Below are 19723 nucleotides of genomic sequence, written 5' to 3' on the forward strand. Positions count from 1 at the left end.
GTGCAAGAACGAGCGTAGAGCCACGCCATGCGTGGCTTCGCGGTGCCGGAACGAAGTGCAGCCACGCATGGCGTGGCTCTACCGCGTTGTGTTTGTCATCACCGATTGCGTTCCAGCACCAACAGCGGATCCATCCGCGTATCGAACCAGTTCATGCCCCAATGCAGGTGCGGCCCGGTGGCACGCCCCGTAGCGCCCACCGCCGCGATCACCTGGCCCTGCTCGACGCGGTCGCCCACCTTCACGTCGATGCGCGACAGGTGCAGGAAATTCGAGCTGATTCCGAACCCGTGATCCAACAGCAGCGTGCCGCCGGTCAGGTACAGGTCGGGCCCGGCAAACGTCACCACGCCTGCGGCCGGCGCCTTCACCGGCGTGCCGGTGGGCACCGCGATATCCATTCCCGAATGCCCCGAACCGGGCTGCCCGTTGTACACGCGCGCATTGCCGAAGCGGCCGCTGATGCGGCCCTGCACTGGCCAGATGAAGGCCTGGGCGAAATCGGTGCGGTCGTCATCGCGCGCACGCGCGGCCGTGACCTGCGCCTGCTCGCGCTTGATCCGCTCGGCGATCGCCGGCGGCGGGTTCACCGTCTTGGGCGGCACGCCGTTGACGCGCTCGGTCGGCCAGTCGCGCGGGGTCACCGCGATGCTCACCGTTTCGCTGCCGCCGTCCGGGCGCTGCACCTTCACCTGCAACGGGCCCTGCTCATCGCGGCCGATGCCGAACACCACGCTGCCATAGCCGCTCACCCGCAACGTGCGGCCGGCGTACTGCACCGTGCTGCCCGCCGGCACCTTGCCGATCACCATCGCGCCCTGCGAGGCGCTGGCCGGAAACACCACCCGGGCGTCGGCCTGGGCGAGGGCGGGCGAGGGCAGCAGGCCAAGCACGGCTACCGGAGCCAGGGCCAGTAGGCCCAGGCCCAATACGGTGGCCCGCATCAGCGGTCGTAGCTCATGCGCTGGCCGTTCGGCGCGCCCACCAGCTGCTGGCCGTCCCAGGCCAGCTGGCCGTTGACCCAGGTCGAGGCGATGCGCGAACGGAAGGTCATGCCTTCAAACGGCGACCAGCCGCACTTGGACAGCACGTCTTCGCGCCTCACGGTGAACGGCACGTCTTCCACCAGCACCAGGTCGGCCCAGTAGCCTTCGCGCAGGTAGCCGCGCTGGCTCACATCGAACAGCTGCGCCGGGGCGTGCGCGAACTTCTGCACCACCTGGGTGATCTCCAGCTTGCCTTCATGCACCAGCTCCAGCGCCGCCACCAGCGCGTACTGCACCAGCGGCAGGCCCGAAGGCGCCTGTGCATACGGCTTCTGCTTCTCTTCCCAGGTATGCGGGGCGTGGTCGGTGGCCAGCACGTCGATCACGTTGTCGGCCACGGCCTGGGTCAGCGCCTCGCGGTCGCTCACTTCCTTGATCGCCGGGTTGCACTTGATCAGGTTGCCCAGCCGCGCGTAATCGGTGCGGTCGAAGCGCAGGAAGTGGATACAGGTTTCGGCGGTGATCTGCTTGCGGCTGCCGTCGGCGCGGATCAGCGGGCCCTTCTCGAACAGCTTCAGCTCATCGGCCGTGGAGATATGCAGCACGTGCAGGCGGGTGCCGTGCTTTTTGGCCAGCGCCACCGCCAGTTCCGACGACTTCAGGCAGGCCTCGCGCGAGCGGATGTCCGGGTGCTGTTCGGCGCTCAGCGCGTCGCCGTACTTCTCCGCGTATTCCTTCGCCTTGGCGTCGATCATCGGCGTGTCTTCGCAGTGCGTGATGATCGGTGTGGGGGCGTACTTGAAGATCGCGTCCAGCGTTTCCGGGTTGTCCACCAGCATGTTGCCGGTGGAGGCGCCCATGAACACCTTGATGCCCGGCGAGGTCTTCGGGTCCACCACCTTGATGTCGGCCAGGTTGTCGTTGCTGGCGCCCATGTAGAAGCCGTAGTTGGCGCGCGCGCGGCCGGCGGCGGAGTCGTATTTGGCCTGCAGCGCGGCGGCGTTGAGGGTCGGCGGATTGGTGTTGGGCATGTCCATGAAGCTGGTCAGCCCACCGGCCACGGCGGCGGCCGATTCGGTGGCGATGTCGCCCTTGTGGGTCAGGCCGGGTTCGCGGAAGTGCACCTGGTCGTCGATCATCCCGGGCAGCAGCCAGCGGCCGGCGGCGTCGACCACCGTATCGCCGTCTTGCGGCTGCAGGCCGGTGCCGATCTGCGCGATGCGGCCGTTTTCGATGCGCAGGTCGCCGTCGAAGATGCGGCCTTCGTTGACCAGGCGGGCGTTGACGATGAGCGTGGAGGGCATTTCAGTGTTTTCCTGGGCATCGGCAGTCAGCGTGCGCGGTGCGCGGCGGCACCTCGTCGATACCACCGGGATGGAAGGGATGGCAGCGCCCCAGCCGGCGCGCGGCCAGCCAGCTGCCGCGCGCGGGCCCATGCGTGGCGATGGCTTGCATGGCGTATTCAGAACAGCTGGGCATGAACCGGCAACGCGGCCCCAGCAGGGGGCTGATGAAGCGCTTGTAGAAGCGCAGCAGGGCAATGAGCAGGTGGGAGATCACCCCCCAATCTTAGAGCAGTTGGCATGAAGGCCGCATTTGTCGCAGGATGGGGTGTTGGCCCCGCCGCACCACGCACGCGGCGGGCCGCCCCGGCGACAGCGCCGGGTCAGGTTCCGAACTGCGCAGGTCGCTCCGCCCAAGCGGGGGAACGGCCACACGCCGCCGCACTCCCCGGCTGAACGGAGTAGGCGGAGTGGTTGCTGCTGCTGGTCGGGTAGGCTATAAAGGCCCGCTTTCCCGGGCCCCGGGGAAACCAAGGAAGAGCGTTTCGTGGCTGCTAAAAAAACTGCAAAGAAGGCCGTCAAGGCCGCCAAGAAAACCGCCAAGCCTGTTGCTAAGAAGTTGGCGGCCAAGTCCGTTGCCAAGAAACCGGCTGCCAAGCCGGCTGGCAAGCCTGCATCCAAACAACCGGCGGCCAGGACGGCACCCGTAAAGAAGGCGGTGGCCAAAAAGGCCCCCGCAAAGGCGCCAGTGAAGAAGGTGGCGGCCAAGCCGGCGCCCAAGCCTGCGTCCAAGACGGCCGTGGCCAAGAAGCCGGTCGCGAAGGCGCCGGTGAAAAAGACCGCGCCCGCCAGCAAGACGGTGGCCAAGAAATCCGTTACCCCGGCGGCCAAGCCCGCGCCGGTGAAAAAAGCGGTTGCCAAGCCTGCCCCGGCCAAGCCGGCAAAGGCCGCCAAGGCGGCCAGCAAGCCGGTGGCAACCAAGCCGGCGGCCAAGCCGGCCGCAGCACCCGTAGTGAAGTCCGCACCGAAGCCGGCTCCGCCGGCGCCGGCCAAGTCTGTCCCGGCCAAGACCGCGGCCAAGCCTGCTCCTGCTCCGGCCCCCGCGCCGAAGCCGGTGGCGGCAGCCCCCGCGCCGAAAGCCCCGCAAAACAAGAATCCCGTGCCCGTTTCGAAATCGCCTGCAAAAACTCCCGTGAAGTCCGAATCCGCCCCCAAGCCCGTGTCGCGTCCGGTCGGCAAGGTCGCCGTTGCCGTGGCCGCGCGCTCGTCCGCCCCGGCCCCGCGCACCAAGGTCAAGGTGGTCGAGTACAAGACCGACGAAGCCACCGGCCGTCCGATCCTGCCCGCCGGCTACAAGCCGAGCGCGGAAGAGGAGTACATGAGCCCCCTGCAGCTGGAGTATTTCCGCCAGCGCCTGCAGAACTGGCGCAATGAACTGGTCGAGGAATCCAAGCAGACCATCGCCAACCTGCAGGAAGAAGTGCGTGACATCGGCGACGAAGCCGAGCGTGCCACCCGCGAGACCGAGAACTCGCTGGAACTGCGTACCCGCGACCGTTACCGCAAGCTGATCGGCAAGATCAACAGCACGCTCAAGCGCCTGGAAGACGGTGACTACGGCTACTGCGTGGACACCGGCGAAGAAATCGGCCTGGACCGCCTCGAAGCGCGTCTGACCGCCGAACGCACCATCGACGCCCAGGAGCGTTGGGAGCACCTGCAGAAGCAGCAGGGCGACTGATCCCGGATCGTTGTTGATGCAATCAAAAAACCCGGCCTAGGCCGGGTTTTTTGTTGCGCGCTCCGCGTTCTCAAAAGCGAAAAGCGAAAAGCGGAGGTCTGCGAGCGTCCCTGTGTTGGGCTGGCGGGGGCAGGTTTGCGGGGGACGCTGCAAGTACGTCCATGTAAGCTCAGTCGCCGCATCCATGCGGCTCATGCCCCCGCAAACCTGCCCCCGCCAACCCTTCGACAGTTTGCTGGTGGCCACGGGAAATCAACGGCAGCGGTCGCGCAATGCGCAGCCCCGTAGAGCCAGGCCATGCCTGGCTGTTCTTGGCGCTTGGCTCTCCTCTGCGCACCAGCCAACTGTCGAAGGGACGGCGGGGGCAGGCATGCGGGGGCATGAGCCGCATGGGTCGGGCGCATGCGCCCGACGGGTTGGGCAGGAGCCCAACCCCGGTCTTGCCGTGTCGCAGGACAGCGCACACGTGCAAGCGGCGACTGAGCCCCCATGGATGGGTTTACGGCGTCCCCCGCATGCCTGCCGCCGCCGGCCCAAGTCAGGGAGACTCGCAGGCCAAGGCCGTTGCCGTTCGCAGTTATTGCAGATCGCGCAGAGCTATTGCAGATCGCGCAGATTCAACCGGCGCAAGGTAGGGTTCTTCCACGCGGTAATCCCCGCCACGCTCAACACCGCGAACCCGCCCAGTACCACCGCCGGCACCAGGCCCAGCAGTTTGGCCATCGTGCCCGCGTAGAACGCGCCCAGCTCGTTGGACGAGCTGATGAAAATGCCGTTGATCGACGACACCCGGCCGCGCATTTCTTCCGGCGTGGCCAGCTGCAGGATCGTCGAGCGGATCACCACCGAGACGCCGTCGAAGGCGCCGTAGAACAGCAGGATTACCGCCGACAGCCAGAAACTGTGCGAGAGCCCGAAGCCGATCACACACAGCCCGAAGCCGGCCACCGCGAACAGCAGTACCCGCCCGGCGTGGCGCTGCAGCGGCCGCCGGGCCAGCCACAGGCCCACGCATACCGAGCCCAGTGCCGGCGCCGCGCGCAGAATGCCCAGTCCTTCCGGCCCGTGGTGCAGGATCTCGTGCAGGAACGCCGGCAGCATCGCCACCACCCCGCCCAGCAGCACCGAGAACATGTCCAGCGCCATCGCCCCGACCATGATCCGGTTGCCCAGCACGAAACGGCCACCCTCGGCGATGCTCTTGAAGATCGGTGCCGCCGGCCCGGTATGCACCGGCTCGGACACCCGCAGCGTCGCCAGGCAGGCCAGCGCGCCCAGCGCCGCCGCCACCGCCACCCCGTACGACAGGCTCTTGCCGCCCCAGGCCACCAGCGCCCCGCCCAGTGCCGGGCCGATCACCATCCCGCCCTGGAACACCACCGAGCCCAGGCCGGCGCCGCGCGCGAACTGGTGGCGCTCCAGCACCCGGGCGAACAGCGCGTTGTAGATCGGCGACAGGAAGGCGCGGACCATGCCGGTCATCGCCACCGCCGCGTAGATTGGCCACACCCCGTTGAAGGGCAGCCAGCCCTTCGCGACGCTGGTCAGCACTACCGCCGTCAGCACCAGACCCGCGCAGGCCACCATGCCCAGCCGGCGGCGGGGCAGGTGGTCCACCAGGTAACCGGCGAACGGCGCCACGCAGAAGAACGGCAGTACCTCCGCCAGCCCGACCAGGCCGAGCGAGAACGGATTGCGGGTGACCTCGTAGATGTGCCAGCCCACCGTGACCGCCACGATCTGGTAGGACAGCATCGCCAGGATGCGGTAGGCCAGCAGCAGCGAAAAGCCGGGGCGCGCGAGCAGCCCCAGCGCGCTTTCGCCGGCCTCGGCAGGGGCGGGCGAACTCACGGCGCCGACTGCGCCTGGGCGGTCTCGCGGATGAACGCCAGCATCGCCGCCACGCCGTTGCTACGCGTGGGCGAGAGATGACGCGACAGCCCGATGTCCTGGATGTAGGTCGGCTCCGTGGCCAGGATCTCGGCCGCCGAACGGCCCGAGTAGACCCGCAGCGCCAGGTAGATCAACCCGGACACGATCGCCGAGTCGCTGATCGCATGGAAGCGCAGTGTATCGGCGTTGCCCTCCGGCACGATCCAGACCATCGACTGGCAGCCCAGCAGCCGGTGCTGCTCGGTCTTCCACTCGTCCGGGAACGCGGGCAGCTTGCGGCCAAGGTCGATCAGGTATTGATAGCGCTCGGACCAGTCGCCGAAGAAGGCGAACTCTTCGGCAATGGCGGTCTGGGCTTCAGCGGCGGTGGGTTCGAGCGGGAACGGCGATGCGGGGGTCATGGGGAATCCGGTTCGGTGTATCAGCGCTTGCGCGACCAGCGTACGCCTTGGGCAGTGTCTTCCAGCACAATGCCCTCGGCCGCCAACTGGTCGCGGATCGCATCGGCACGGGCGAAGTCGCGGGCCTGCTTGGCGGCGGCGCGGGCGTCGATCAATGCCTGGATGGCCGCATCGTCGTCGCTGCCGCCGGCCGTGCCGAACCACGCGGCCGGGTCCTGCTGCAGCAGGCCCAGCGCCAGCCCGGCGCCGAGCAGCGCCGACTTCCAGGCGGGCTTGTCCGCGTCGGCGGCCTTGCGCGCCTCACCGGCAATGCGGGCCAGCTCGGCCAGCGCCTGCGGCGTATTGAGGTCGTCGTTGAGCGTCGCCTCGATCTCGGCCGGAATGACCGCCGTGGCGGTTACATCAGCCAGGTCGCGCAGGGTGCCGTACAAGCGGTCCAGCGTGCGCACCGACTGTTCGATCAGCGCATCGGACCAGTCCAGCGGCTGCCGGTAGTGGGCCGACAGCAGCGCGTAGCGCAGTGCCTCGGGCGCGTGCTGGCGGACCAGGTCGTGGACCCGCTCGATGTTGCCGATCGACTTGCTCATCTTGGCGCCGCCGAAGTTGAGCATGCCGTTGTGCAGCCAGAACCGGGCGAAGGTCTGCCCGCCGTGGGCGCACTCGCTCTGCGCGATCTCGTTTTCGTGGTGCGGGAACTGCAGGTCCACGCCACCGGCATGGATGTCGATGGTCTCGCCCAGGTGGGCGGCGGCCATGGCCGAGCATTCGATGTGCCAGCCCGGCCGGCCGCGGCCCCACGGCGACTCCCAGCCGGGCAGGTCGTCGGTGGAGGGCTTCCACAGCACGAAGTCGCCCGGGTCGCGCTTGTACGGGGCCACCTCCACGCGGGCGCCGGCCAGCATCTCGTCCGGGTCGCGGCGCGAGAGCTTGCCGTAGTCGGCGTAGGAGGCCACCGAGAACAGCGCGTGGCCTTCGGCGGCATAGGCGTGCCCGGCCGCGATCAGCTGCTCGATCATCGTGATGATGTGCGGGATGTGGGCGGTGGCCTCCGGCTCGATGTCCGGCGGCACCACGCCCAGCGCGGCCATGTCTTCACGGTAGGCGGCGGCGAAACGGTCGGTGATGGTCGAAATCGGAACATTCTGCTCGCGCGCGGCCGCGTTGATCTTGTCGTCCACGTCGGTGATGTTGCGGGCGTAGCGCAGGCCGCCGAAACGGCGCCGCAGCAGGTCGGCCAGCACCCCGAACACCACCGGGCCACGGGCGTTGCCGATGTGGACGTAGTTGTAGACCGTGGGGCCGCAGACATACAGGGTCGGACAGGTCGGATCGAGCGGGGTGAACGGTTCGAGCTGGCGTGTCAGGTTGTTGTGCAGGCGCAGGGTCATGGGGGCGTAGGGCCGGGCGGAGTAGGGGCAAGCCCTCGATTTTAGATCACATCGGCCGCCAGCGCTGGCCTTTGGCCGGTCCTGGCCGGTCCGCGATTGCGCCCCCGGGCGCGGCGTCGGTCGCAAACGACACGCCCCGGTATGGGCAGATGCGTCGCGGAAGGGTAATGTTCAGCCCCTTGTGCCGCGCACTGCCTACACTATCCGCCTTGTCCTCTTTCCTGTTGCCAATGAAACCCGCCTCGTTGCTGACGCTGACCTGCCTGTTGGGAAGTACCGCCTTCATGGCGTGCGCCCAGGAAAGCGAGGTCCGTAACCGGGTGGTGATCGTGGAGAACGTCAAGTTCGACTACGCGCAGGTGCTCAACGTCGAACCGGTGTTCCAGACCCTGCGGGCCACCCGCACCGAGGAGCACTGCGAGCCGGTCTCGACCCGGACCCTGGCCCCGGTGAACGTCACCGGCGAGGAACCGCAGGAAGAGAAAGGCCGATTCGGCCGCTTCATGGATTCGGTGCGCTCCATCTTCAAGCGTGAAGACGGGTTGAACGAGGACGGCACCCCGCTGGTGGAGGCCCCGGCCGCCAACAGCAACAATGGCCCGCTGCTGACCCGCGACTGCCGCATCATCCCGGTCGGCCGCGAGTTCCGCCGGCCCATCGCCTACGACGTGGACTACGTCTACAAGGGCACCAAGTACCGTTCGCGGCTGCCGGACGACCCGGGCAACCGGCTCAAGATCCGCGTCTCCATCACCCCCTGGGTGGGCGCGGAGCCCGGCAGCGCCGCAAATCCCTAGTTGCGCCCACCGGCCTCACATGCAAAGATTGGCGGCCATGAAACTCACCGACTTCCAGCACGACACCAGCGCCGCCCGTATGGCTACGGGCATGACGTCGCGTGCCCGCCGACCGGAACCCCACATTTTCGCTGGGTAACCGGAGCTTCGTGCTGTCTGTTCGGAAAACCCAGCCCCCGCGCTGGGTTTTTTCGTTTCTACGTTTTGAAAAGTTGCATTTGTACCCTTTCTTCCATTGAAACCCGCCTCAAAGGATCGATCGATGTCCCTGAAGCACTTCCTGAACACCCAGGACTGGAGCCGTACCGACCTGGATGCCCTGCTGACCCAGGCCGCGCTGTTCAAGCGCAACAAGCTGGGCGACGAGCTCAAGGGCAAGTCCATTGCCCTGGTGTTCTTCAACCCGTCCATGCGCACCCGCACCAGCTTCGAGCTGGGCGCCTTCCAGCTGGGTGGGCACGCGATCGTGCTGCAGCCGGGCAAGGACGCGTGGCCGATCGAGTTCAACCTGGGCACCGTGATGGACGGCGACACCGAAGAGCACGTGGCCGAAGTGGCCAAGGTGCTGGGCCGCTACGTCGATCTGATCGGCGTGCGCGCGTTCCCGAAGTTCATCGACTGGGCGCAGGACCGCGAGGACATCGTGCTCAAGGCGTTCGCCAAGTACTCGCCGGTGCCGGTGATCAACATGGAAACCATCACCCACCCGTGCCAGGAACTGGCCCACGTGATGGCGCTGCAGGAGCACTTCGGCACCCAGGACCTGCGTGGCAAGAAGTACGTGCTGACCTGGACCTACCACCCCAAGCCGCTCAACACCGCCGTGGCCAACTCGGCGCTGACCATCGCCACCCGCATGGGCATGGACGTGACCCTGCTGTGCCCGACCGCCGACTACATCCTGGACGACCGCTACATGGGCTGGGCCGAGCAGAACGTCGCCGAGAGCGGCGGTTCGCTGAAGATCAGCCATGACATCGCCAGTGCGTATTCCGGTGCGGATGTGGTCTACGCCAAGAGCTGGGGCGCGCTGCCGTTCTTCGGCAACTGGGAACCGGAAAAGCCCATCCGCGACCAGTACAAGCACTTCATTGTTGACGAGGCCAAGATGGCCATGACCAACAACGGCGTGTTCAGCCACTGCCTGCCGCTGCGCCGCAACGTCAAGGCAACCGACGGCGTCATGGATTCCGCACAATGCATTGCGATCAACGAGGCGGAAAACCGCCTGCACGTGCAGAAGGCGATCATGTCGGCGTTGGCCGGACGCTGATTGAAACCGCCGGCACGACCGGCGGTGCCGAACGAAACGCAGCCACGCATGGCGTGGCTCTACGCGCCATTTAAACCGTATCGCCATTACCGCCCCCCAATTCGGACCCTTACCCCCATGAGCAAGAAAGACATCGTCCTGGCCTTCTCCGGCGGACTCGACACCAGCTTCTGCGTGCCTTACCTGCAGGAGCGCGGCTACAACGTGCACACCGTGTTCGCCGACACCGGCGGCGTGGATGACGAAGAGCGCGATTTCATCGAAAAGCGCGCCGCCGAACTGGGCGTGACCAGCCACGTCACCGTCGACGGTGGCCCGGCCATCTGGAGCGGCTTCGTCAAGCCGTTCGTGTGGGCCGGCGAAGGCTACCAGGGGCAGTATCCGCTGCTGGTGTCGGACCGCTACCTGATCGTCGATGCCGCGCTCAAGCGCGCCGCCGAACTGGGCACCAACATCATTGCCCACGGCTGCACCGGCATGGGCAACGACCAGGTCCGCTTCGACCTGGCCGTGAAGGCGCTGGGCGACTACCAGATCGTCGCGCCGATCCGTGAAATCCAGAAGGAACACACCCAGACCCGCGCCTACGAGCAGAAGTACCTCGAAGAGCGCGGCTTCGGCGTGCGCGCCAAGCAGCAGGCCTACACCATCAACGAGAACCTGCTCGGCCTGACCATGTCCGGCGGCGAGATCGACCGTTGGGAAGCACCGGGCGAGGGTGCCCGTGGCTGGTGCGCACCGCGCAGCGAATGGCCGGCCGAGGCGCTGACTGTGACCCTGAAGTTCGTCGAAGGCGAAGCCGTTGAACTGGACGGCAAGGCACTGCCGGGCGAGCAGATCCTGGCCAAACTCAACAAGCTGTTCGCGCCGTACGGCGTGGGCCGTGGCGTGTACACCGGCGACACCGTGATCGGCCTGAAGGGCCGCATCGTGTTCGAGGCGCCGGGCCTGGTCTCGCTGCTGGCCGCGCACCGCGCGCTGGAAGACGCCGTGCTGACCAAGCAGCAGAACCGCTTCAAGCCGGACGTGGCGCGCAAGTGGGTGGAGCTGGTGTACGAAGGCTTCTACCACGACCCGCTCAAGACCGACATCGAGGCCTTCCTGAAGTCCTCGCAGAGCAAGGTCAACGGCGAAGTCGTGCTGGAAACCCGTGGCGGTCGCGTCGATGCCGTGGCGGTGAAGTCGCCGCACCTGCTCAACACCAAGGGTGCCACGTACGCGCAGTCGGCCGATTGGGGCGTTGAAGAAGCCGAAGGCTTCATCAAGCTGTTCGGCATGAGCAGCACCCTGTACGCGCAGGTGAATCGCTGAGGCGATTCACGTAGAGCCGGGCTCTGCCCGGCTTTGTGACACCGGGCTCTGCCCGGCTGCATTTCGTGGTCGCCGGGCAGAGCCCGGCGCTACGCACACGTCGTTCCGAAGGATTTTTGAAACATGCTTGAACAGACCCTCAACCACCTGCAGGCGCTGGTGTCCTTCGACACCCGCAACCCGCCGCGTGCGATCACCACCGGTGGCATCTTTGACTACCTGCGCGCGAACCTGCCCGGGTTCAACGTGGAGGTCATCGACCACGGCGACGGCGCGGTCAGCCTGTATGCGGTGCGCGGCACGCCGCGCTATCTGTTCAACGTGCACCTGGACACCGTGCCCGATTCCCCGCATTGGAGCGCCGACCCGCATGCGATGCGGCGCACCGACGACCGGGTGATCGGGCTCGGCGTGTGCGACATCAAGGGCGCGGCCGCCGCACTGGTGGCCGCGGCCAATGCCAGCGATGGCGATGCCGCGTTCCTGTTCTCCAGCGACGAAGAAGCCAACGACCCGCGTTGCATCGCCGCGTTCCTCGCCCGTGGCATTCCGTATGAAGCCGTGCTGGTGGCGGAACCGACCATGAGCGAAGCGGTGCTCGCGCATCGCGGCATCAGCTCGGTGCTGATGAATTTCGCCGGCCGCGCCGGGCATGCCTCGGGCAAGCAGGATGCGGCCGCCAGCGCATTGCACCAGGCCATGCGCTGGGGCAACCGCGCGCTGGACCACGTGGAATCGCTCGCACATGCCCGCTTCGGTGGGTTGACCGGGCTGCGTTTCAACATCGGGCGCGTGGAAGGCGGCATCAAGGCCAACATGATCGCCCCGGCCGCCGAGCTGCGCTTCGGCTTCCGCCCGCTGCCGTCGATGGACATCGACGCGCTGCTGGCCACCTTCGCCGGCTTCGCCGAACCGGAAGCGGCCGTGTTCACCGAAACCTTCCGTGGGCCCAGCCTGCCGGCCGGCGACATCGCCGAGGCGGAAAACCGCCGCCTGCTGGCACGCGACGTGGCCGACGCGCTGGACCTGCCGATCGGCAACGCCGTGGACTTCTGGACCGAAGCCTCGCTGTTCTCGGCCGGTGGCTACACCACCCTGGTGTACGGCCCGGGCGACATCGCCCAGGCCCACACCGCAGATGAGTTCGTGACGCTGGAGCAGCTGCAGCGTTACACCGACGCCGTGCACCGCATCATCAGCGCCGGCGCCTGACCGAATGACGCCGTCGTGGCCCACCACTGACGGACCTCCCATCGCGGCCACGGCCGCCTGTGACGATATCGAAATGTCTCCTGCCCTCCAGCCCCACCGCCAGACCCGTCAGACCATCGTGCGCCTGCTTTCCAGCATGGCCAGCGCGAAGGAGATCAGCCAGTACCTCAAGCGTTTCTCGCAGGTGGACGCCAAGCGCTTCGCCGTGGTCAAGGTCGGCGGCGCCGTGCTGCGCGATGACCTCGACGCACTGACGTCGTCGCTGTCGTTCCTGCAGGAAGTCGGGCTCACCCCGATCGTGCTGCACGGCGCCGGCCCGCAGCTGGACGCGGAACTGTCGGCGGCCGGCATCGTCAAGGAAACCGTCAACGGCCTGCGCGTGACCTCGCCGGAAGGCCTGGCGATCGTGCGCCGGGTGTTCCAGGCCTCCAACCTGCAGCTGGTGGAAGCACTGCAGCAGAACGGCGCACGCGCCACCTCCATTACCGGCGGCGTGTTCGAGGCCGAGTATCTGGACCAGGCCACCTACGGTCTGGTCGGCGAGGTGAAGAAGGTCAACCTGGCCCCGATCGAAGCCAGCCTGCGCGCCGGCTCCATTCCGGTCATCACCAGCCTGGGCGAGACGCGTTGCGGCCAGATCCTCAACGTCAATGCCGATTTCGCTGCCAACGAACTGGTGCAGGAACTGCAGCCGTACAAGATCATCTTCCTCACCGGCACCGGCGGCCTGCTCGACGAAGAAGGCACGGTGATCGATTCGATCAACCTGTCCACCGAATACGACCAGCTCATGCAGCAGCCGTGGATCCACGGCGGCATGCGGGTCAAGATCGAACAGATCAAGGCCCTGCTGGACCGGTTGCCGCTGGAGTCGTCGGTGTCGATCACCCGGCCGGCCGATCTGGCCAAGGAACTGTTCACCCACAAGGGCTCGGGCACGCTGGTGCGCAAGGGCGAGAAGGTGCTGCGCGCCACCTCGTGGGACGAGCTGGACCTGCCGCGCCTGAAGCAGCTGATCGAATCCAGCTTCGGCCGCACCCTGGTGGCCAATTACTTCGACAAGACCCGCCTGCTGCGCGCCTACGTCAGCGAGAACTACCGTGCCGCGGTGATCCTCACTGACGAGGCCGAGGGCGTGTACCTGGACAAGTTCGCCGTGCTCGACGACGCGCAGGGCGAGGGCCTGGGCCGCGCGGTGTGGAACGTGATGCTGGACGAAACCCCGCAGCTGTTCTGGCGTTCGCGCCACGGCAACCCGATCAACCACTTCTACTACGCCGAATCCGATGGCTGCTACAAGCAGGACCATTGGAAGGTGTTCTGGTTCGGCGCCGATGGCTTCGACCGCATCCGCACCTACGTGGACCATTGCGCCATGCGCACCCCGAGCCTGGAGGGCTGACCCCGATGAATCATGCCGACTGGACCAAGGTCCCCACGCTGGACGGCCGGCATGCACGGCTGGAGCCGCTGCAGATGGGACATATCGACGGCCTGCGCGGCGCGCTGGGCGACGGTGCGCTGTCCGAGCTGTGGTACGCGCAGGTGCCCAGTGCCAAGACCATGACCGCCTACGTGCAGGACGCGCTGAAGGACAAGGCAGCCGGCAAGGTGCTGCCGTTCGCCGTGCTCGATGCGGACGGCAACGTGGTGGGCAGCACCCGCTACTACGCGCTGGAAGAAGAGATTCCGCGCCTGAGCATCGGCTATACCTGGTATGGCCCCTCGGCACAGCGCACGGGCGTTAACACCGAAGCCAAACTGATGCTGCTCACCCACGCCTTCGAGCGCTTGAACTGCATCAGCGTGGCGTTTGAAACCAGCTCGCACAACGCCGCCTCGCGCGCGGCCATCGCCCGCCTTGGGGCCACCCAGGAAGGCGTGCTGCGCAACCACAAGCGCCACCCCGACGGCAGCCCGCGCGACACGGTTGTCTTCTCCATCATCGATTCGGAATGGCAGGACGTAAAGCGCGGCCTGCAGGAACGTTTGGACGCACACGCATGAGTACTTCCAAGACACTATTCACCGTCGGCATCGTCGGTGCCCGCGGCCATACCGGTGCCGAGCTGATCAAGCTGATCGCCGCGCACCCGCAGCTGTCGCTGGGCTTCGTGTCCTCGCGCGAGCTGGCGGGGCAGCGTGTGGCTGACCACTATCCCGATGTCACCGGCGATATCGCGTTCGAAAACCTGGATGCCGACGCTGTCGCCGCCAAAGGCGTGGACGCAGTGATCCTGGCGCTGCCCAACAACCTGTCGGCGCCGTTCGTGACCGCGCTGGACGCCGCGCGCCCGGACACCGTGATCGTGGATCTGTCCGCCGACCACCGCTTCGAGTGCAGCTGGTACTACGGCCTGCCGGAACTGACCCGGGGCGATTACACCGGCCAGAAGCACATCAGCAACCCGGGCTGCTATGCCACCGCGATGCAGCTGGCCATCAGCCCGCTGCTGGACCAGCTGGCTGGCCCGCCGCAGTGCTTCGGCGTGTCCGGCTACTCCGGTGCGGGCACCAGCCCGTCGGACAAGAACAACCCCGAACTGCTGCGCGACAACCTCATGCCGTATGCGCTCACCAACCACGTGCACGAGCGTGAAGTGACCGCGCACCTGCGCGTGCCGGTGGAGTTCATGCCGCACGTGGCCCCGCATTTCCGTGGCATCACCATGACCGTGAACCTGTGGCTGCAGCAGCCACTCAGCCGCGAGCAGATCGTGGACGCCTACCGCCGCTTCTACGCCAATGAGCCGCTGATCGAGATCCTCGACGAAGCTCCGTGGGTGAGCCGCATCGCCGGCCGCCATGGCGTGCAGATCGGCGGCTTCGACGTGGCCCCGGGCGGCAAGCGCGTGGTGGTCGTGGCGACCCTGGACAACCTGCTCAAGGGCGCGGCCACCCAGGCCATGCAGAACCTCAACCTGGCCCTGGGCCTGGACGAACTGACCTCGATTCCGCATTGATTGGAGCAAGACATGGCAGACCTTCTTTGGCAGAAGCCCGGCGTGGCGGTAGACGCCAAGATCCAGACCTTCCTGGCCGGCGATGACGTCATCCTGGACCGCGAATTCTTCCTCTACGACGTTGCCGCCAGCAAGGCGCATGCGCAGGGCCTGGAGAACATCGGCATCCTCGACGCCGCCGAACGCACCGACCTGCAACGCGAGCTGGACGTGCTGGCCGAGGATTTCCGCAGCGGCGCCTTCGTGCTCGACGAGCGCTTCGAGGATTGCCATTCGGCGATCGAAGCGCGCCTGACCGAGCGCCTTGGCGATGCCGGCCGCAAGATCCACACCGGCCGCAGCCGCAACGACCAGATCCTGGTGGCCACGCGCCTGTGGCTGAAGGACAAGCTGCTGCGCGTGGGCGAACTGAGCCGCGAAATCGCCAAGGTCGCGCTCGACCGTGCCGAGGCCGAGAAGGACCTGCCGGTGCCGGGCTACACCCACATCCAGCGCGCCGTGGTGTCCTCGGCGGGCATGTGGTGGGCCGGCTGGGCCGAGGCCTTCATCGACAACGCCACCCGCGCCCACGACACCTACGCGCTGGTCGATGCCAACCCGCTGGGCACCGCCGCCGGCTATGGCGTGAACCTGCCGTTGGACCGTGCGCACACCACCCACGCGCTGGGCTTCGCGCGCATGCAGATCTCGCCCATCTACGCACAGCTGTCGCGCGGCAAGTTCGAGCTGGCCGCGCTGGAAGCACTGGGTGGCGCCACCCTCGACCTGCGCCGCCTGGCATGGGACCTGTCGCTGTTCACCAGCGGCGAGTACAGCTTCGTCGCGCTGCCGGCGCAGTACACCACCGGCAGCTCGATCATGCCGAACAAGCGCAACCCGGACGTCATCGAACTCATGCGCGCCACCCACGCCAGCGTGGCCGCCGCGCGTACCGAGATCGAGCAGCTGCTGTCGCTGCCGTCGGGCTACCACCGCGACCTGCAGGGCAGCAAGGGCGCCATCTTCCACGGCTTCGGCCGTGGCCTGGCCGCGCTGGAACTGCTGCCGGCGCTGCTGGCCAACCTGGAGTGGCGCGAAGACAAGCTGCGCGCCGCCATCGACTCGGGCATGTACGCCACCGACGTGGCCGTGGAAGCGGCCGTGGCCGGCGTGCCGTTCCGCGAAGCCTACAAGGCGGCAGCGGCGGCGTCGGACACCGCCGGGCAGGGGCGTACCCCCGAAGGCAGCCTGGCCGCGCGCGTGTCGCCCGGCGCGGCGGCTGACCTGCGCCTGGACGAACTGCGCACCCGTTGGGCGGCGCTACTCCCATGAAAATCTGCTTTCTGGTCCTGGTGACCCGCACCCCCGATTTCCGCGACGACGTCGGCGCCGAACACGTCCGCTTCCTTGATGAGGTCCGCGCGCGCGATCAACTGCTCATCACCGGCGGCTTCACCGACAAGACCGGCGGTGCGTATGTGCTGCACAACGTCGCTGACCGCGCCGCCGCGCAGGCCATCGTCGATGCCGACCCGCTGCTGGTGAAGGGCAGCGCCACCGCCACCGTGCACGAGTGGTCCACCCGCTGAGGCAACGCCTGCAATGAGCCAGACCCGCGTGCAGTCCCCGTTCCCCGAACAGCCCCTGCCCAGCTGGAAGCGTGCCGTGCTCAAGGTCGGCAGCAGCCTGCTGGCGGCCGACGGCGGCGGGCTCTCGCCGCGGCATGCGCTTGGCCTGGCCCAGTTCGTGTCCGCGCACGTGCTGGCCGGCCGCGAGGTGGTGATCGTGTCGTCCGGCGCGGTGGCGGCGGGCCGCGCGATCGTGCCGCGCGCGCTGGAAGCCGGCGCCGCCATGGCAGCGCGCCAGGCGTTGGCCGCGCTCGGCCAGGCGCAGTTGATCGGCCTGTGGCAGCGCTTCTTCGAGCGCCCGGTCGCCCAGGTACTGCTCACCCACGACGACCTGCGCAACCGCCGCCGCTATCTCAACGCGCGCGCCACCCTCAATGAACTGTTGCGGCTGGGCGCGCTGCCGGTGGTGAACGAGAACGACACCGTTTCGGTGGACGAGCTCAAGCTGGGCGACAACGACAACCTGGCGGCCACCGTCGCGGCGTTGATCGATGCGGACATCCTGTTCATCGCCACCGACATCGATGGCCTGTACAGCGCCGATCCGCGTCGCGACCCGCAGGCGCTGCCGATCCATGACGTGCCCGAACTGACAACCGAGGTGCTGGCAATGGCCGGCGGCGCGGGCAGCGGGGCGGGGACCGGTGGCATGCACACCAAGCTGGAGGCGGCGGCGAAGGCGGGACGTGTGGGTATCGATACCTGCCTGTTCAATGGCCGCGATGCCGAAGTGGTACGTGCGCTGGCGCAGGGGCGTCTGTTCGGCACCCGCATCCATGCCGGGCAGAGCCGCGATGCCGCGCGCAAGTATTGGCTGCGGCATGCGCCGCTGGAGGCCGGGGCGATCATTGTCGACGACGGCGCTGCGGCTGCGCTGCGTGACAAGGGCGCGTCGTTGCTGCCGGGTGGTGTTACCGCGGCTGAGGGCGACTTCCGCCGGGGTGACATGGTGCAGGTGCGGTTGCGCACCGCCGGCGGTGACGTGACCCTGGCGCGGGGGGTAAGCCAGTATTCGGCGAGTGATATCCGCCGGGTGGCCGGGCGGCATTCGCGCGACATCGAGGGCGTGTTGGGCTACAACTACGGTGGCAATGTGATTCACCGGGATGATCTGGTGCTGGTCTGATGGCGTCCATGTCCATCGGGTGTCGCGGTACGCGTACAACCCGGTAGAGCCACCCCGCGCCGCATGACCAGCGGGCGCCTGTCCGATGAACGCATCGCCATGCGCCATGATCCATCCGCCGGAAATGGGGCACAGCTGTATGGGTGGCTGAGATTCCCGGCACGTTCGGAACCCGTAGAGCCACCCCATGGGTGGCTGAGATTCCCGGCACGTTCGGAACCACGCAGCCACCCATGGGGTGGCTCTACACCGCACCAAACGAGGACGTTGAAATGGTTGCCAGCCCCACTCTTGATATCCGCACGCAGGCGCTCGCCTGCCGCGACGCCGCGCAGGTGCTGGCGCAGCTTTCCTCCGCCGCGAAAGCCGCACTGCTGCACGCCATGGCCGATGCATTGGACGCCGATACTAACGCCATCCTCGCCGCCAACGCGCGTGACCTCGCCGCCGCCGAAACCAAGGGCGTCGGCAGCGCCATGCTCGACCGCCTCGCCCTCAACCCGGCGCGTCTGTCCGGCGTCGGCGCGGCCCTGCGCGAAGTGGCCGCACTGCCGGACCCGGTCGGCATGGTCACCCGCGACGACACCCGCCCCAACGGCATCCGCGTGCAGAAGGTGCGCGTGCCGCTCGGCGTGATCGCGATGATCTACGAGGCACGCCCGAACGTGACCGCCGACGCCGCAGCGCTGTGCATCAAGGCCGGCAACGGCGTGATCCTTCGCGGTGGCTCCGAGGCCATCCACTCCAACACCGCCATCGCCGCCTCCCTCAAGCGCGCGCTGCGCGAGGCCGGCGTGCCCGATGCCGCGCTTACCCTGGTCGAAGACCTGCGCCGGGAGACCATGCTGGCGCTGCTGCAGCTCAATGACCTGATCGACTTGGCCATTCCGCGCGGCGGGGAAGGGCTGATCCGCTTCGTGGCCGAACATGCACGCGTGCCCGTGATCAAGCACTACAAGGGCGTGTGCCACCTGTACGTGGACCGCGCCGCCGACCAGGCCAAGGCGGTGGCGCTGCTGGTGGACGGCAAGTGCAGCCGGCCCTCGGCCTGCAATTCGCTGGAAACGCTGCTGGTGCATGCCGATGTGGCGGCGGAGTTCCTGCCGCAGGCTGCGGCGGCGCTGCGCGCGCGTGGTGTGGAAATTCGCGCTGACGCACGCGCGCGGCAGTGGCTGCCCGAGGCGGTGCTGGCCACGGAAGAAGATTTCGCAGCCGAATATCTGGACCTGATCATCGCCGTGCGCGTGGTGGATGACCTGACGCAGGCGCTGGCGCATATCCAGCGGTACAGCTCCGATCACACCGAAGTGATCGTCACCGAAGACAGCGCGGCAGCCGAGCGCTTCGTGCAGGCGCTGCGTTCGGCGGTAGTGATGGTCAACGCCTCGTCGCGGTTCTCCGACGGCGGCGAACTGGGTCTGGGCGCGGAGATCGGCATCTCCACCACCCGCCTGCATGCGTACGGCCCGATGGGATTGGAGGCGCTGACGGTGGAGCGGTTCGTGGTGCGCGGGGAAGGGCAGGTGCGGGCCTGACGGCACCGCACCTGCATGACGCGTAGAGCCACCCCATGGGTGGCTGTGCGCTGCCTGATCCGTAGAGGCCCCCCCAGGGGGGGGGGGGGGGGGGGGGGGGGGGCGGCCCCCCCAGGGGGGGGGGGGCGGGTGGGGGGGCGCCCCGGGGGGGGGCCCCGCCCGCCATGGCGTTGGACCCAACCCCCCCCCCCCCCGGCCCGGGGTAAC

General features: G+C 67.6%; 18 protein-coding genes. 12 read left to right on the forward strand and 6 right to left on the reverse strand.

The genetic code is table 11. The annotated features are described in order from the left end of the window. Positions 1–98: 98 nt before the first annotated feature. The 3 genes from ACOZHM_RS15415 to yidD are packed head-to-tail and all read right to left on the reverse strand — an operon-like array spanning position 99 to position 2546. Positions 99–944, reverse strand: a complete 846-nt coding sequence (locus ACOZHM_RS15415) for a M23 family metallopeptidase (protein ID WP_421570192.1) — start codon at positions 942–944, stop codon at positions 99–101. Then, a complete protein-coding gene (locus ACOZHM_RS15420; protein WP_421570193.1) occupies positions 944–2290 on the reverse strand; it encodes a dihydroorotase in 1347 nt (448 codons plus the stop codon). The genes ACOZHM_RS15415 and ACOZHM_RS15420 overlap by 1 nt, the downstream gene beginning before the upstream one ends. Position 2291: 1 nt before the next feature. Further along, on the reverse strand, positions 2292–2546 hold the full coding sequence (yidD, locus tag ACOZHM_RS15425; protein WP_421570194.1) for a membrane protein insertion efficiency factor YidD: 255 nt from the start codon (positions 2544–2546) through the stop codon (positions 2292–2294). A gap of 270 nt (positions 2547–2816) precedes the next feature. Between yidD and dksA the strand changes: the two genes are divergently transcribed. Next, positions 2817–4010 carry an RNA polymerase-binding protein DksA gene (gene dksA, locus ACOZHM_RS15430; protein WP_421570195.1) on the forward strand — a complete coding sequence of 398 codons (1194 nt, stop codon included), beginning with the start codon at positions 2817–2819 and terminating at the stop codon, positions 4008–4010. 597 nt (positions 4011–4607) lie between these two features. Here the strand turns inward: dksA and ACOZHM_RS15435 are convergent. Genes ACOZHM_RS15435 through cysS form a run of 3 tightly spaced genes read right to left on the reverse strand, consistent with a single transcriptional unit; the run spans position 4608 to position 7692 of the window. After that, the gene (locus tag ACOZHM_RS15435) at positions 4608–5861 is read right to left on the reverse strand and encodes an MFS transporter (protein WP_421570196.1); all 1254 of its coding nucleotides are present in this window, start codon (positions 5859–5861) and stop codon (positions 4608–4610) included. Then, complete coding sequence (locus ACOZHM_RS15440; protein WP_421570197.1) at positions 5858–6304, reverse strand: SufE family protein; 447 nt, start codon at positions 6302–6304, stop codon at positions 5858–5860. Before ACOZHM_RS15440 ends, ACOZHM_RS15435 begins: the two co-directional genes overlap by 4 nt. Before the next feature lie 20 nt (positions 6305–6324). Then, positions 6325–7692, reverse strand: coding sequence for a cysteine--tRNA ligase (gene cysS, locus ACOZHM_RS15445; RefSeq protein ID WP_421570198.1), 1368 nt, complete (start codon positions 7690–7692; stop codon positions 6325–6327). 230 nt (positions 7693–7922) lie between these two features. Here cysS and ACOZHM_RS15450 point away from each other — a divergent pair, with 230 nt between their 5' ends. From ACOZHM_RS15450 to ACOZHM_RS15500, 11 genes are all read left to right on the forward strand, one after another. Beyond that, positions 7923–8489, forward strand: a complete 567-nt coding sequence (locus tag ACOZHM_RS15450) for a hypothetical protein (RefSeq protein ID WP_421570199.1) — start codon at positions 7923–7925, stop codon at positions 8487–8489. 262 nt (positions 8490–8751) lie between these two features. Continuing rightward, a complete protein-coding gene (locus ACOZHM_RS15455; protein ID WP_421570200.1) occupies positions 8752–9762 on the forward strand; it encodes an N-acetylornithine carbamoyltransferase in 1011 nt (336 codons plus the stop codon). Between the two features lie 117 nt (positions 9763–9879). Beyond that, a complete protein-coding gene (locus tag ACOZHM_RS15460) occupies positions 9880–11073 on the forward strand; it encodes an argininosuccinate synthase (protein ID WP_421570201.1) in 1194 nt (397 codons plus the stop codon). A 123-nt stretch (positions 11074–11196) separates the two neighbouring features. Then, the gene (locus ACOZHM_RS15465; protein ID WP_421570202.1) at positions 11197–12285 is read left to right on the forward strand and encodes an acetylornithine deacetylase; all 1089 of its coding nucleotides are present in this window, start codon (positions 11197–11199) and stop codon (positions 12283–12285) included. A 73-nt stretch (positions 12286–12358) separates the two neighbouring features. Continuing rightward, a complete protein-coding gene (locus tag ACOZHM_RS15470) occupies positions 12359–13687 on the forward strand; it encodes an acetylglutamate kinase (protein ID WP_421570203.1) in 1329 nt (442 codons plus the stop codon). Positions 13688–13692: 5 nt separating this feature from the next. Further along, a complete protein-coding gene (locus ACOZHM_RS15475) occupies positions 13693–14292 on the forward strand; it encodes a GNAT family N-acetyltransferase (RefSeq protein WP_421570204.1) in 600 nt (199 codons plus the stop codon). After that, the gene (argC, locus tag ACOZHM_RS15480; protein WP_421570205.1) at positions 14289–15248 is read left to right on the forward strand and encodes an N-acetyl-gamma-glutamyl-phosphate reductase; all 960 of its coding nucleotides are present in this window, start codon (positions 14289–14291) and stop codon (positions 15246–15248) included. Before ACOZHM_RS15475 ends, argC begins: the two co-directional genes overlap by 4 nt. A 12-nt stretch (positions 15249–15260) precedes the next feature. Continuing rightward, positions 15261–16559 (forward strand): argininosuccinate lyase, encoded by a 1299-nt coding sequence (gene argH / locus ACOZHM_RS15485; RefSeq protein WP_421570206.1) that lies wholly within the window; start codon positions 15261–15263, stop codon positions 16557–16559. Then, a complete protein-coding gene (locus ACOZHM_RS15490; protein WP_421570207.1) occupies positions 16556–16816 on the forward strand; it encodes a YciI family protein in 261 nt (86 codons plus the stop codon). The genes argH and ACOZHM_RS15490 overlap by 4 nt, the downstream gene beginning before the upstream one ends. Before the next feature lie 13 nt (positions 16817–16829). After that, positions 16830–17981 (forward strand): glutamate 5-kinase, encoded by a 1152-nt coding sequence (gene proB / locus ACOZHM_RS15495; protein WP_421570208.1) that lies wholly within the window; start codon positions 16830–16832, stop codon positions 17979–17981. A gap of 272 nt (positions 17982–18253) precedes the next feature. Further along, entirely contained in the window at positions 18254–19516 is a 1263-nt protein-coding gene (locus tag ACOZHM_RS15500; RefSeq protein ID WP_421570209.1) for a glutamate-5-semialdehyde dehydrogenase, read from the forward strand. Positions 19517–19723: the final 207 nt, after the last annotated feature.

Source organism: Stenotrophomonas sp. PD6, from assembly GCF_049199305.1.
In the GTDB taxonomy this organism is placed as follows: Bacteria; Pseudomonadota; Gammaproteobacteria; order Xanthomonadales; family Xanthomonadaceae; genus Stenotrophomonas.